This is a genomic window from Limnohabitans sp. TEGF004, assembly GCF_027924965.1.
Taxonomy (GTDB): Bacteria; Pseudomonadota; Gammaproteobacteria; order Burkholderiales; family Burkholderiaceae_C; genus Limnohabitans.
In genome coordinates this window covers 609,932-623,270 of record NZ_AP027056.1, presented here as the reverse complement: position 1 = coordinate 623,270, position 13,339 = coordinate 609,932, and the positions used below count along the sequence as shown (strand labels likewise).

The following is a 13,339-nucleotide window of genomic DNA, read 5'->3' as shown; positions in this document are numbered from 1 at the left end:
GACTTGCCATGAGTGTTTCTCTCACCCGCTATCTGGTCGAACAACAACGCGCCAAAGGCCTCATCCCATCTGAGCTGCGCTTGTTGCTCGAAGTCGTGGCTCGCGCTTGTAAGAGCATCAGCCACGCCGTGAACAAAGGTGCCTTGGGCAGCGAACTCGGCGATGTCATGGGCTCAGCCGGCAGCGAAAACGTGCAAGGTGAAGTGCAAAAGAAACTCGACATCATCGCCAACGATGTGTTGATCGAAGCCAACGAATGGGGCGGCCACTTGGCTGCCATGGCGTCCGAAGAAATGGACAGCATCCACGTCGTGCCCAACCGCTACCCCCAAGGCGAATACCTCTTGATGTTTGACCCACTTGATGGCTCAAGCAACATTGAAGTCAACGTCAGCATCGGCACCATCTTCAGCGTGCTCAAAAAAGTGGACCCCAGCAAAGGCGTGAGCGAAGACGACTTCTTGCAGCCCGGCACCCAACAAGTGGCTGCTGGCTACTGCGTGTACGGCCCACAAACCACCTTGGTGCTGACCGTGGGTGACGGCGTGGCCATGTTCACCTTAGACCGCGAGCAAGGCTCGTTTGTGTTGACCCAAGAAAACGTGAAAGTGCCTGCCGACACCAAAGAGTTCGCCATCAACATGAGCAACATGCGCCACTGGGATGAGCCTGTGAAGCGCTACATCGACGAATGCCTACAAGGCGAAGAAGGCCCACGCGGCAAAAACTTCAACATGCGTTGGATTGCGTCCATGGTGGCCGACGTGCACCGCATCCTCACACGCGGTGGTGTGTTCATGTACCCGTGGGACAAGCGCGAGCCAGGCAAAGCCGGCAAGCTGCGCCTGATGTACGAAGCCAACCCCATGAGCTGGTTGATCGAACAAGCCGGTGGCGCTGCCACTGACGGTCGCCAACGCATCTTGGATATCCAGCCCACTCAACTGCACCAACGTGTGAGCGTGGTCTTGGGTTCTAAGAACGAAGTGGATCGTGTGACGAGCTATCACGCGCAAAAATAAACGCAGCGCTCATGGGGCGCATGCCAAACAAAAAGCCCGCTTCATGCGGGCTTTTTGTTTGACTCTGTGACGTACTACACACCAACGTAGCGATGCCACAAGCTGTGGTCAGCCTCTAGCGCCACAGACGCACCCTGCCACACCACTTGCCCGCGCTCAATGATGGTGTGTTGGTCTGCCAATTGAACAAGCTTTTGCACATACTTGTCGATCACCAAAATGCTTTGACCTTCGCCACGCAAGGTGTGCAGGCAGCGCCAAATGTCTTCACGCACGAGAGGGGCCAAGCCTTCGGTGGCCTCGTCTAGCACCAGCAAATGCGGGTTGGTCATGAGGGCGCGGCCAATGGCTAACATTTGTTGTTCGCCACCCGAGAGCTGGTTGCCCATGTGACGGTGGCGCTCAGCCAAGCGCGGGAACAAGGCATACACGCGCTCTAGCGTCCACGGGTTGGTGCTGCTGTTGCGGTTGGCTGCAAAGGCCAGCAGGTTTTCTTGCACAGAGAGTGTTGGGAAAATTTGCCGACCTTCGGGCACAACAGCCAAGCCCATGCGTGCAATACGGTCGGGGCTATAGCCCTCGACACGCTCGCCACAAAAACGAACGGTGCCAGACAACGCAGGCGTGAGGCCCAAGATGGAACGCACGGTGGTGGTCTTGCCCATACCGTTGCGGCCCAGCAAAGTAGACACACCGCCCGCCTCAATCGACAGGCTGATGCCAAACAACACTTGGCTGCTGCCATAGCCGCTGTGCAAGTCGTGAACTTCTAACAAGGCGCTCATGGTTTATTCGTCGCCTAGGTAAGCGCGCTTCACAGCCGCATCGTTTTTGATGTGCTCTGCCGTGCCACACGCGATGACTTGGCCCGACACCAACACCGAGATGGTGTCGGCCAAACGAAACACCGCATCCATGTCGTGCTCGACCAGCAGCAGCGTGGTGTCACTACGCAAGCTTTGCAACAGTTGCACCATGCGCTCAGATTCATCAGGGCCCATGCCGGCCATGGGCTCGTCGAGCAACATCAACTTCGGCGAAGTGGCCAAAGCCAAGCCCACTTCGAGCTGGCGTTGCTCGCCGTGCGACAGCGCACCAGCGGGCTGCATGAGTTGTGCTTGCAAGCCCACGCGCTCGGCCACCTCGGCGGCGCGTGCATAACGCGCGTGTTCGCTGCGTGCGGCACGCCAAAACTTGAAGCTAGTTTCCACAGCTTCGGAATTGCCAGCTTGGATAGCCAACGCCAAGTTGTCTTGCACCGTGAGGCGTGTGAACACGCTGGTGATTTGATACGAACGCACCAATCCCAAACGTGCACGCTGGTGCATCGCCGTGTGCGTGAGGTCTGTGCCATCAAACACAATGCGGCCTTCGTCGGGCGCTAACGCACCTGAGATTTGGTGAATGAGTGTGGTCTTGCCTGCGCCGTTGGGGCCAATGAGTGCATGAATTTCACCGCGCTGCACTTGCAGCGTGGCGTGATCAGTCGCTGCCAAACCCCCAAAGCGTTTAACCAAGTTGTCCACGTGCAGCAAAGGCGCGCTCATGGCCGGTCCTTTCTCTGCAAGCGTTGCAACACGCTGGTCAGGCCATTGGGAGCCAGCAGCACAACCAGTAGCAACAAAGCGCCCAGGCCCAGCTGCCAATGGATGGTGAAGTGGCTCAGTGTTTCTTCCAGCAGCAAGAACACCACTGCGCCCCACACGCCGCCATACAAGTGGCCCACACCGCCCAAGATGACCATCATCATCAACAGGCCCGATTGGCTCCACTGCATGAGCGCGGGGCTGACAAAGCCACCTTGGTTGGCGAGCAATGCACCGGCCAAACCCGCCAACGCACCGGACATCACAAACGCAGCCAGCTTGTAGCGATACACCGCGTAGCCCAGCGCTTGCATGCGCACTTCGTTCTCGCGAATGGCTTGCAGCACATGGCCAAAGCGCGCATTCAGCACACGGGCCACAGAATAGATGGCCGCCACGCACACAGCGAGCACCACGTAATAAAACGAGGTCTCGTCATGGATGTCTACCAACGGAATTTGCGAACGAGTGGCCAACGACAACCCATCGTCACCGCCATAGGCTTTGATGGAAATGGTGAGGTAGTAAATCATCTGGGCAAAGGCCAGCGTGATCATGATGAAGTACACGCCTTGCGTGCGTAGGCTGATTGCGCCAATCAGCAAAGCAAACAAGGCACTCACCACCATCGCCGCAGGCCACAACACCCATGCGTCCGTGATGCCGATTTGCGTGAGGATGGCCACGCTGTAAGCGCCCACGCCCACAAATGCCGCATGGCCAAAGCTGACCATGCCACCAAAACCCAAAATGAAATTAAGGCTCGTGGCAGCCAGAGCAAAAATCAAAATGCGACTGGCCAAGGCAATGTAAAAACCTTCGCCCACCGCGTTGGCGATGAATGGCAACGCGACCAACAGCAACAACGCAGGCACGCTCCAGCGCCACTGCAAAGAGTGGTCTAAAGATGTGGAGCGAGGTGAATGGGCCATACGAAATTTGCTGTACTGTGTGTTGCTTACCCGTGCGTAGGAAACAAACCGCGTGGCTTAAAGAACAAAACAGTAGCCATGAGCATGTAAATCAAGATCGACGCCACAGCAGGGCCTGCGCTCGATGCCGCCTCTGCACTGAGCAGCGAGTCAAACACCATGGGCACCAAGGTGCGCCCTGCTGTGTCGACCACGCCCACCAACATCGCGCCCAAGAACGCGCCGCGTATCGAGCCAATGCCACCGATGACGATGACCACAAACGCCAAAATCAAAATGCTCTCGCCCATGCCCACTTGCACGGCCAGCAGCGGGCCCAGCATGCCGCCCGCAATCGCGCACAGTGCAGCGCCCACACCAAACACAGCGGTGAACAAACGCGTCACGTTGCTGCCCATGGCCAAAGCCATTTCGCGGTTAGCAGCACCCGCACGCACTTGCATGCCCACGCGTGTGCGCGTGATGAGCACATACAAAAACAAAGCCACGGCCAAGCCCACACCAATGATGAACAAACGATAAGCAGGATAGAAAAAGCCACTCACCAATTCCACAGGGCCGCTCAGTGCAGCCGGAGGGTTGAGCGTGATGGGCTGTGCGCCCCAAATCAAACGCACGGTTTCATTGCACATCAAGAGAATGGCAAACGTGCCCAACACTTGCGAGAGGTGGTCGCGCTCATACAGGCGGCGCAGGATAGACACTTCTAGCAACACGCCAAACAGCGCAGCGCCCGCCACTCCCGCAGCCAGCCCCAGCCAAAAAGAATCGGTGGCCGCAGCCACCGTGGCAATCAGGTAAGCGCCCACCATGTAGAGCGAGCCATGCGCGAGGTTGATTATGTCCATGATGCCAAACACGAGCGTCAAGCCCGCGGCCAGCAAGAACAACATCAACCCAAACTGCAAGCCGTTGAGCGATTGCTCAAACAGCAAAATGCCATCCATGTTTACAGGCTAGGCATCTTGCAGCTGGCTACGTAAGCGTCCGCATGGTTTTTGAACACGGGGCTCAAAGTGCGGTTGGTCACGCGGCCTTTGGCGTCTTTGGTGATGACGCGCAAGTAGTAGTCTTGAATGGGGAAGTGGTTGCTGTTGAACTTGAACGCACCACGCACCGAATCAAACTTGGCCGCTTCCAAAGCTTTGCGCACAGCGGCTTTGTCGTCGAGCTTGCCTTTGCTGTCACGCACAGCAGCTTCGATCAAACGCGCTGCGTCAAAACCTTGCGCTGCGTACAACGTAGGCAAACGGCCATAGGCTTTCTCGAACTCGGCCACAAACTTTTTGTTAGCCGCATTGTCCATGTCGTGGCCCCATTGCGAGGTGTTGAACATGCCCAGCATGGGCTCACCCACGGCTTTGATCACGTCTTCATCGCCTGAGAAGCCAGGGCCAAACAAAGTGATGTCCTTAGACAAACCCGCGCCCACAAACTGCTTGATGAAGTTGATGCCCATGCCGCCGGGCAAGAAGATGTACACAGCGTCAGGCTTGGTCGCACGCAGCTTAGACAGCTCTGTGCCGTAGTCGAGTTGGTTCAAAGCGGTGTAGGTCTCTGATGCCACTTCGCCTTTGAAGAAACGCTTGAAGCCAGCAATCGCATCTTTGCCTGCTGGGTAGTTAGGCGCGATCAAAGCGACTTTCTTAAAGCCTTTGTCTGTCACCACTTTGCCCACGGCTTCGTGCATGTTGTCGTTTTGGTAAGACGCGCTGAAGAAGTAAGGGTTGCACTGCTCGCCCGCAAACTGCGATGGGCCAGCGTTGGCGCTGATGTAGAAGGTTTTAGATTGGAAGGTGGGCGCGCCCACAGCCAACATGACGTTGGAGAACACGATGCCCGTCATGAAGTCGACCTTGTCGCGCTTGACCAAACGGTCTGCAGTTTGGCGGCCCACATCGGGGCTGGCTTGGTCGTCGGCCACGATGACATCCACGGCCTTACCGCTGAACTTGCCACCCGACAGTTTGACCGCGAGCTGAAAGCCGTCACGGATGTCAACGCCCAAACCCGCGCCGGGGCCTGACAAGGTGCTGAGCAAACCGACCTTCACAGGTGCGTCGTTTTGCGCAAAACCAGATGCGCAAGCCAAGCCCAAACTCAGGGCAATCAAAGAACGGCGAAAAGCGTGCATGAACAAGTCTCCAAATATGAGGGCTAGATTTTAAGTTGGCTATCATTCTCTCCCATGAAATTCATGACTTGGCCCGTTCCCGCCCTGCTCGCTTGGGGTTCGTCTTGGCTCATCTTCAAAGGTTTGCAAGCGGTGGGCCTGAGTGAAGCCATTGCCTTCGTTGCGGCCACGTGTTTGGGTGGTTTTTTAAGCGCCTTGGCGCACACGCCCATGCGTAAGGCCTTGATCGTGTTGGGTTTTCCACTCTCGATGGCGGCGTCTTCATCGACCCTGAACGTGCCGCCTATTGGCTGGCTATTCTTGTTGGGCTTGATCGTTTTGGTTTACCCACGCAAAGCATGGCGCGATGCACCGCTGTTCCCCACCCCTAAAAAAGCGCTGCGTGAAATGCAGCAACACATCGTGCTGCCGGCAGGCGCGCGCATCTTAGATGCAGGCAGTGGCATGGGTGACGGTTTGTTAGCTTTGCGTGATGCGTTTCCACGTGCCGAGCTGCACGGCGTCGAAATGAGCTGGCCATTGCGCGTGCTCAGCGCCATGCGCTGCTCGTTTGCGCGCATTCGCCAAGGCGACATTTGGCTGGTGGACTGGCGCAGCTTTGACATGGTTTACATGTTTCAACGCCCCGAAAGCATGCCCCGCGCTGTGGAAAAAGCAGAGGCTGAACTGCGCCGCGGTGCTTGGCTGGTGAGCTTAGAGTTTGAAGCACAAGAGCTGATTCCCAGCGCCATCCTCACCTGCCGCGATGGCCGCCCAGTGTGGATGTATCAAGTGCCGTTTAACCGACGCAGCGATGCGCGTCGCTAATTAAGTCAGACGGCTCACCAACAGCTTGTCAATGCGTCGGCCATCGAGGTCGACCACTTCAAAGCGCCACTCGCCAAAAGTCACTACATCGCCAACAGCGGGCAACTCGCCAGAGATTGCCATCACCAAGCCCGCCACCGTGTTGTAAATGCCACGGTCCTCGTCTGGCAATTCTTTGATGCCCAGGCGCGCTTTGAATTCAGTGACGGGCATCAAACCATCGACCAGCCAAGAACCGTCTTCGCGCTGTGTGGCCCATGCCTCATCGGTGGGCGTGGCTTGAAGCAACTCACCCGTGATGGCCTCCAACAAATCGCGCGGTGTGAGCAAGCCGTGCACCACGCCGTATTCGTCCACCACCAACACCATGCGTCCGTGCGCGGTGGCGCGCTCGGCGGGTTTGCGAAACTGCTCTAGCAAATCCAACCCACTCAAAGTTTCTGGAATAAAGGCCACGGGCTTGGCCAAAGCCTCCACCGTCATGTCGGTGCCAGGTGGCAAGCGCAAGAGCTGAGACACACTCACCGCGCCCACCACGTTGTCGAGGTCACCACGACACACGGGGTACCACGAGTGCGCACCGCTTGCGCCCACTTGCGCCAAGGCTTGGGGCACGAGCAGCTTGGCGTCGAGCCACTCGATGTCCGAGCGATGCACCATGATGGAGGTGAGCGGACGCTCATCCAGGTTGAACACGTTTTGCACCATTTGGTGTTCGTGCTGCTCGATCAAGCCCGCATCCACACCTTCGACCAAGCTGGCTGAAATTTCTTCTTCCGTCACCGTGCGTGCGCCGTGCACATCCACGCGCAACAACTTCAACATGCCGCTGGTGCTGGCCGACAACAAATACACAAAAGGCTTGGCCAACGTAGCCAAAGCCAACATCACGGGCGCCGCCACACACGCCACGGACTCTGGAAACAACTGGCCAATGCGCTTGGGCACCAGCTCGCCAAACAAGATGGTGCTGAAGGTGATGATGGTCACCACAAAGGCCGTGGCCAAACCAGCGGCCCAGCTCTCGGGCACGCCTTGCACCAGCAACCAATAAGAAAAGTCGTCACTGAACGCCGCCTCACCCACGATGCCGTTGAGAACACCGATGGACGTGATGCCAATTTGCACGGTGGACAAAAACTGCGTGGGCTGCTCCATCAGCCGCAGGGCGGCGTGCGCACCGGTATCGCCACTCTCGGCCAATGCTGCCAAACGCGCTTTGCGGCTGGATGACAGCGCCATCTCAGACATGGCAAACACGCCGTTGAGCAGCGTGAGAAAAACGATCAGCAGAACATCCATTGAGAATTTAATTAGTGACAATCAACACATGGCACTTTACTTGATTGGCGACGTACAAGGCTGCGACGAAGCCTTAGAACGTTTGTTGACGCACATCGCGTTCTCCCCCAGCCGCGACACGCTGTATTTGCTGGGCGACTTGGTTAACCGTGGCCCTGATAACGCGGGCGTGCTGCGCCGCTTGATGGCCCTCGGGGCAAGTGCGCAATGCTTGCTGGGCAACCACGATTTGCATTTACTCGCTGTGTCGCAGGGCGTGCGCAAGCCCAACAAACAAGACACCATCCAAGACATCTTGACCGCCTCCGACAGCACCGAGCTGCTGCACTGGCTGCGCCACCAACACATGGCCTTGTGTGTGAACAACCTGCTGATGGTGCACGCAGGCGTGCTGCCACAGTGGACCGCACAGCAAACCATGGCGCTGGCTGGCGAAGTAGAAGCCGTGCTGCGCAGCGACGACTGGGTGCACTTCATGCCGCAGATGTATGGCGGCATGCCCAATGTGTGGCGTGATGACCTAGAGGGCGCAGACCGTTTGCGCGTGATCGTCAACGCCCTCACCCGCTTGCGCTTTTGCGATGCACAGGGCGCGATGGACTTCAGCGTGAAAGAAAGCGCAGACAAAGCCCCCGCGCACTTGATGCCGTGGTTTGATGTGCCGGGCCGACTGACGGCCCATGTGCGCGTGGCCTTTGGCCATTGGTCTACCGTGCACATTGAAGACCGCGCAGATGTGGTGTGCTTAGACGATGGGTGCGTGTGGGGTGGGTGCTTGAGTGCGGCGAAGCTTGAAGCCAAAGACACGCTTGTGAATGTGAACGATGCACCTGCGTGGCAGCGGGTCAGCGTGAAGTGCCCACAAACCATGGACCCGTTGGCGTAGCCACACAGCCTGGCGGCCATAGCCCCAAGCACAGGCCTGCGCTGTCAATTTCACCGTTGAAAGTCCACTGCGTTATGAGGCGTCTTTAACGCTTTGGTGGAATGCCAGTTCGGCCATCTCATGCGCCGTGCGATAGCCACCCACTCCCTTCACATAAGCCAACAACTCCACAAAAAACGGATGCCTGCAAAGCGTGGTCGAATCGCCCACCAGCAACAGCTTGCGCCGTGCGCGGGTCATGCCCACGTTCATGCGGCGGATGTCAGACAGAAAGCCGATCTCGCCTTGGGGGTTGCTGCGCGTCAAGGTGATGGCAATGATGTCGCGCTCTTGGCCCTGAAACGAATCGACGGTGCCCACGCTGAGCCTGCGTTGCTGCAGCAAACCATTCAGCACTTCGCTGTCTTCGATGGCGTCTTTCAAATAGTTGATTTGGGCTCGGTACGGTGCGATGACGCCGATGCTCAGCGGGGTGTGTTGGTGTTCGTCGTGTTCGGCGGCGTCGTAAGGCGCCAGCAGCTGCGCCAGCCGCTCCAGCAGCAAGTGGGCTTCTTCGGGGTTGGCGGTTGAACGGCTCTCAGGAATGGCCACTTCTTGATAACCGCAACCCGCCGTGTCGATGAACTCCACCGGCAGGTCGGGCGCAAAACGCAGGTCATACGCCTCTAGGCCAGCGTGGCGCACGCTGGCGTGCGGCACCAGTTGGCCGCCATAAAACTTCTCGGAGCTGAAGCCCATGATCTGCTCGTGCATGCGGTATTGCGTAGTCAGCATGCGGGCCGTGTTGGGTTGGCGCTGAATGCACTTTTCAAACAGGGTTTCGCGCAGGCCTTCGCGGGCGGCTTGTTCGCTTTTCACAGTGGGCGGCAGTTGGTGGTGATCGCCCGCCAACACAATGCGCTGGCCCTTGGCAATGGGAATCCAGCAACCCGGCTCCAAGGCCTGAGCGGCTTCGTCAATGAAGACGGTCTCAAAGCTCAGGTGGCGCATGTGGCGGTGGCTGGCACCCACCAGCGTGCAGGTGATGACCTGCACCGATTCGAGCACGTCCTCGGTCATGAAGCGCTCTAAGTCGTCGGCGGCTTGGCGCAGCGTGCGCGCCTCTTCGCGCAGCCATTGGCGGTGCTGTCGCTCTTCAAAACCAAAGTGGCGCACATGCTCGCTGGCAGTGTCTCGGTGCTGCTCAGCGGTTTGGCGCATCGCGTGCATCTTGGCGTAGCTGGGGTGGGCCATCACACCGGCATCGAGCGTGTGCTGAAGCAGCAGGTCCGACACGCGGCTGGGGTTGCCCATGCGGATCACATTCACACCGCGCTCGGCCAGCTTTTCGGTCAGCAGGTCTACGGCGGTGTTGGAGGGGGCACACACCAGCACGCGCCGCTCACGCCGGATGGTTTCCAAAATGGCTTGCACCAGCGTGGTGGTTTTGCCCGTGCCGGGCGGGCCATGGATGATGGCCACGTCTTGCGCCGAGATCACATGGCGCACAGCCACTAGCTGCGAGTCGTTGAGCGCACTGGGGTAAAACAAGTCGTCGGCTTGGGGCTCGCGAAAGCTGGCTTGCCTGACGCCCAGCAGAACGTCGCGCAGTTCGGCCAAGCGGTTGCCGTGTGCGGCCATGACCGAGCTCAGGGCTTGGTTCATCTCGCGGTAGCTCACCTCGTCAAAGGTGAGGTCAATTCCCAGCGTGCTGCCGTTGAGCGTGCTGCCGTTCATCACCCACTCGGGCAGTTCTTCTTTGGTGGTGGTCAGCACAAGCTTGTTGCGCCGCACGCTGGTGACAACGCCGCTCAGCGTGAGCCTGTCAGATTCCTTATGGCCTGACGATGGGCCTGCTGTATTGCTGAACAGCGAAGCATTCTTGCCCACCTGAAACAAATGCAGGTCTTGCCGATGTGCAGGGCGCTCTAGCTCCAACACCACCTTGCCACCAAAACCAATGTCTTCTTGGGTGATGGTCACGGGGTACCAGGTCAGGCCACGCCGACGCCGCTCTTTGATGCTGGCACTGGCATTTTTGAGCTTGAACTGCGCCTGGTCTTCCTTTTGCTCCAGCTGCATGAGTGCACGCACATGGCGTAACTCATGTTGAACATCACGTTGAACATCGTGTTGAACAGCGCAAGGTGCGGTGAGGATCGGGTCTTGGTCAGCCAAAGGGAATGGGAAAGGGAGCGATACGGTTCAATCACGCCGCTGCTGATCGGGGCGTGTTGGCGTTTTCCGCAATCAGAACCTGGGCAGAGATACCCAAGCCTTTGTTCAAGTTTCGGATCATGCGCAGCGTAAGGGGACGTTTGTGGTTGAGCACTTCATAGACACGGTTGGGCTGGCCAATCATGGGCTCCAGATCTTTCACCGACAGCCCTGCTTGGTCCATACGGAACTTGATGGCTTCCACCGGATCGGGCAAATCAATCGGGTGGTGCTTGCGCTCATAGGCCTCAATCAAGGTAGAGAGCACATCCAAGCGTTCGCCTTCGGGCGTGTCAGGCGATGGATCTTGATCCACCAGTGTTGACACCACGCGCAGTGCTGCACGGTAGTCTTTCTCTGTACGGATGGGTGTGATTTCCATGATGTTTTCCTTGACGCTCACGACTGATCCACTGTGGCCGCATCGACTTTGTCGTACTCGGCATGGGTGCCTACAAACTTGATGTAGGCAATTTGCATGCGATAGGCAAAGGCGACGATGAGCCGATATTTGTTACCTGCAATGTTGAACACGATCCGGTTGTTGCCAACAATGCTGGCGTTTCCGTATTGAGCTTTTACATCGCCTGGGGACTTCCATTCGGCGCGACATGCCTCACCGTACCAAGTTTTCAAAGGCTCTTCTGAATCTGTACGCCCAGGTTTTTCCCAAAATGTCTTGAGAGTGGATACGGCAATGACACGCATGACGGTATTTTAGTCCCAAATTGGGACTGATGTCTTAGCCGTGAATGTGTCGGTTTGGGTCGTGCCCATGAGTGCGGCCACATCGCCTTGTGTGAGGCCCACTTGTGTGCGTGCTGCAATCAGTTCACGGGCCAGCTCAAACTCAGGCGCTTGTGCGTCGTAGGCTTGGCGAACGGCAGGGTTGGCCAGTAGTTCGGCTTTAAGTTTTTTCATGCTTTTCATTTTGCCCACCTCGCACCAAAAAAAACGCGCCATCAGCGCGTTTTCTTTTTAAGTGGTGGACTTGAACAAAGCCGCCATCACCCGCTTGGGCTTGATGTTGGCCGACTTGCGCAGTGGGTCGGGTGCGGCAGGTGCTGCGGCCTCTGCGCTGCGCACAGGTGCTTCGTAGGGCTTGTCAAAGAACGGGTCGTTCTTGATACGCGGTGCGGGCACGTAGCCCACTTCGCGGCTGCGGCGGCTGTCTTGCTCGCGGGGGCGTGCATCGCGCGGGGCATAGCCTTCGCGAGGACGACTGGAAGACTCTGAACGCTCGCCGCGAGGTGCATCACCGCGAGATTCGCGTGAATCATTGCGTGGCTCACGACGCTCACGCAAGCGGTCTTGCTCCACGCTCACGGTTTCTAACGTTATCTTGGTCTTGAGCAATTTCTCAATGTCGCCCACCAAGCGTTGGTCGCTGCCCGACACAAAGCTGATGGCTTTGCCCAAAGCACCGGCGCGGCCTGTGCGGCCAATGCGGTGCACATAGTCTTCGGCGTTGAAGGGGATGTCAAAGTTGAACACCGCTGGCACGTCTTTGATGTCCAAGCCACGTGCGGCCACATCGGTACAGACGAGCAAATCGACTTCGCCTTTTTTGAAGCCTTCGAGGGCTTTCAGGCGTTCGTCTTGGCTCTTGTCGCCGTGCAAGGCGCTGGTGCGAAAACCGTCACGCTCTAGAGAGCGGGCCAACCGGGCGCAGCCAAGTTTGCTGTTGCAAAACACAAAGGCTTGCTTCATGTCGTTGGCTTTGATGAGGTGGCGCAAGGCGTTGTACTTGTCGTCCACGCTCACGCTGTAAAACTGCTGCGTGATGGTGGCGGCGGTCTCATTGGGACGCGCCACTTCAATGGTGACGGGGTTTTGCAAATAGCTGCCAGCCAAGCGTTTGATCTCGGTGGAGAACGTGGCCGAGAACAACAGCGTGGTGCGCGTCTTGGGCAAGTGGCTCAGGATGCGTTGCAGGTCTGGCAAGAAGCCGATGTCCAACATGCGGTCGGCTTCGTCGAGCACCACGTATTCCACTTGGTTGAGCACCACGTTCTTGGCTTCGATGTGGTCTAGCAAACGGCCGGGCGTGGCCACCAAAACTTCGACGCCCTTTTTCAGCTCGATGGTTTGGGGCTTCATGTCCATGCCGCCAAACACCACCATGCTGCGCAGGTTGGTGTGCACGGCGTATTGTTTGATTTGCTGGGCCACTTGGTCGGCCAGCTCGCGGGTGGGCAACAGCACCAAAGCGCGCACGGGGTGACGTGCGGGCGAGGTGGAGCTGTTTTCGTGTTTGAGCAAACGTTGCAGCAGTGGCAGCGAGAACGCTGCGGTTTTGCCGGTGCCGGTTTGCGCGGCGCCCATCACGTCTTGGCCGGTCAGAACCACGGGAATGGCCTGGGCTTGGATGGGGGTCATGGATTCGTAGCCCATTTCGGCTACGGCACGTGCCAGCGCGGGGGCCAGCTGCAAATTAGAAAAAGAGGTCGTCATGTCTGGGGCATATTGTCGCA

General features: G+C 57.9%; 14 protein-coding genes. 3 read left to right on the top strand and 11 right to left on the bottom strand.

Going from position 1 to position 13,339, the window contains the following annotated elements; genetic code table 11:
• Positions 1-8 precede the first annotated feature (8 nt).
• Positions 9-1,022, top strand: a complete 1,014-nt coding sequence (locus LINBF2_RS03090) for a class 1 fructose-bisphosphatase (protein WP_281890346.1) — start codon at positions 9-11, stop codon at positions 1,020-1,022.
• Positions 1,023-1,096: 74 nt separating this feature from the next.
• Here the strand turns inward: LINBF2_RS03090 and LINBF2_RS03085 are convergent, their stop codons facing one another.
• Genes LINBF2_RS03085 through LINBF2_RS03065 form a run of 5 tightly spaced genes read right to left on the bottom strand, consistent with a single transcriptional unit; the run spans position 1,097 to position 5,674 of the window.
• Positions 1,097-1,807: an ABC transporter ATP-binding protein gene (locus tag LINBF2_RS03085; protein WP_281890344.1), complete on the bottom strand. Its 711-nt coding sequence runs from the start codon at positions 1,805-1,807 to the stop codon at positions 1,097-1,099.
• Positions 1,808-1,810: 3 nt separating this feature from the next.
• A complete protein-coding gene (locus tag LINBF2_RS03080; RefSeq protein ID WP_281890342.1) occupies positions 1,811-2,569 on the bottom strand; it encodes an ABC transporter ATP-binding protein in 759 nt (252 codons plus the stop codon).
• Positions 2,566-3,540: a branched-chain amino acid ABC transporter permease gene (locus LINBF2_RS03075; protein ID WP_281890340.1), complete on the bottom strand. Its 975-nt coding sequence runs from the start codon at positions 3,538-3,540 to the stop codon at positions 2,566-2,568. Before LINBF2_RS03075 ends, LINBF2_RS03080 begins: the two co-directional genes overlap by 4 nt.
• A 26-nt stretch (positions 3,541-3,566) precedes the next feature.
• Positions 3,567-4,487 (bottom strand): branched-chain amino acid ABC transporter permease, encoded by a 921-nt coding sequence (locus tag LINBF2_RS03070; RefSeq protein ID WP_281890338.1) that lies wholly within the window; start codon positions 4,485-4,487, stop codon positions 3,567-3,569.
• Between the two features lie 2 nt (positions 4,488-4,489).
• Positions 4,490-5,674, bottom strand: coding sequence for an ABC transporter substrate-binding protein (locus tag LINBF2_RS03065; RefSeq protein WP_281890336.1), 1,185 nt, complete (start codon positions 5,672-5,674; stop codon positions 4,490-4,492).
• A gap of 54 nt (positions 5,675-5,728) precedes the next feature.
• Between LINBF2_RS03065 and LINBF2_RS03060 the strand changes: the two genes are divergently transcribed.
• The gene (locus LINBF2_RS03060) at positions 5,729-6,481 is read left to right on the top strand and encodes a class I SAM-dependent methyltransferase (protein ID WP_281890334.1); all 753 of its coding nucleotides are present in this window, start codon (positions 5,729-5,731) and stop codon (positions 6,479-6,481) included.
• On the opposite strand, the gene LINBF2_RS03055 is transcribed toward LINBF2_RS03060, so the two are convergent.
• Positions 6,482-7,783 carry a hemolysin family protein gene (locus LINBF2_RS03055; RefSeq protein WP_281890332.1) on the bottom strand — a complete coding sequence of 434 codons (1,302 nt, stop codon included), beginning with the start codon at positions 7,781-7,783 and terminating at the stop codon, positions 6,482-6,484. It abuts the gene before it with no gap.
• A 28-nt stretch (positions 7,784-7,811) separates the two neighbouring features.
• Between LINBF2_RS03055 and LINBF2_RS03050 the strand changes: the two genes are divergently transcribed.
• Positions 7,812-8,669, top strand: a complete 858-nt coding sequence (locus tag LINBF2_RS03050) for a symmetrical bis(5'-nucleosyl)-tetraphosphatase (RefSeq protein WP_281890330.1) — start codon at positions 7,812-7,814, stop codon at positions 8,667-8,669.
• Positions 8,670-8,741: 72 nt separating this feature from the next.
• Here the strand turns inward: LINBF2_RS03050 and LINBF2_RS03045 are convergent, their stop codons facing one another.
• Genes LINBF2_RS03045 through LINBF2_RS03025 form a run of 5 tightly spaced genes read right to left on the bottom strand, consistent with a single transcriptional unit; the run spans position 8,742 to position 13,319 of the window.
• On the bottom strand, positions 8,742-10,826 hold the full coding sequence (locus tag LINBF2_RS03045; protein WP_281890328.1) for an AAA domain-containing protein: 2,085 nt from the start codon (positions 10,824-10,826) through the stop codon (positions 8,742-8,744).
• Positions 10,827-10,857: 31 nt separating this feature from the next.
• Entirely contained in the window at positions 10,858-11,247 is a 390-nt protein-coding gene (locus LINBF2_RS03040) for a transcriptional regulator (protein WP_281890326.1), read from the bottom strand.
• A gap of 17 nt (positions 11,248-11,264) precedes the next feature.
• Complete coding sequence (locus tag LINBF2_RS03035; protein ID WP_281890324.1) at positions 11,265-11,573, bottom strand: type II toxin-antitoxin system HigB family toxin; 309 nt, start codon at positions 11,571-11,573, stop codon at positions 11,265-11,267.
• A gap of 9 nt (positions 11,574-11,582) precedes the next feature.
• Complete coding sequence (locus LINBF2_RS03030) at positions 11,583-11,786, bottom strand: hypothetical protein (RefSeq protein WP_281890322.1); 204 nt, start codon at positions 11,784-11,786, stop codon at positions 11,583-11,585.
• A gap of 57 nt (positions 11,787-11,843) precedes the next feature.
• The gene (locus LINBF2_RS03025; protein ID WP_281890321.1) at positions 11,844-13,319 is read right to left on the bottom strand and encodes a DEAD/DEAH box helicase; all 1,476 of its coding nucleotides are present in this window, start codon (positions 13,317-13,319) and stop codon (positions 11,844-11,846) included.
• Positions 13,320-13,339 lie beyond the last annotated feature (20 nt).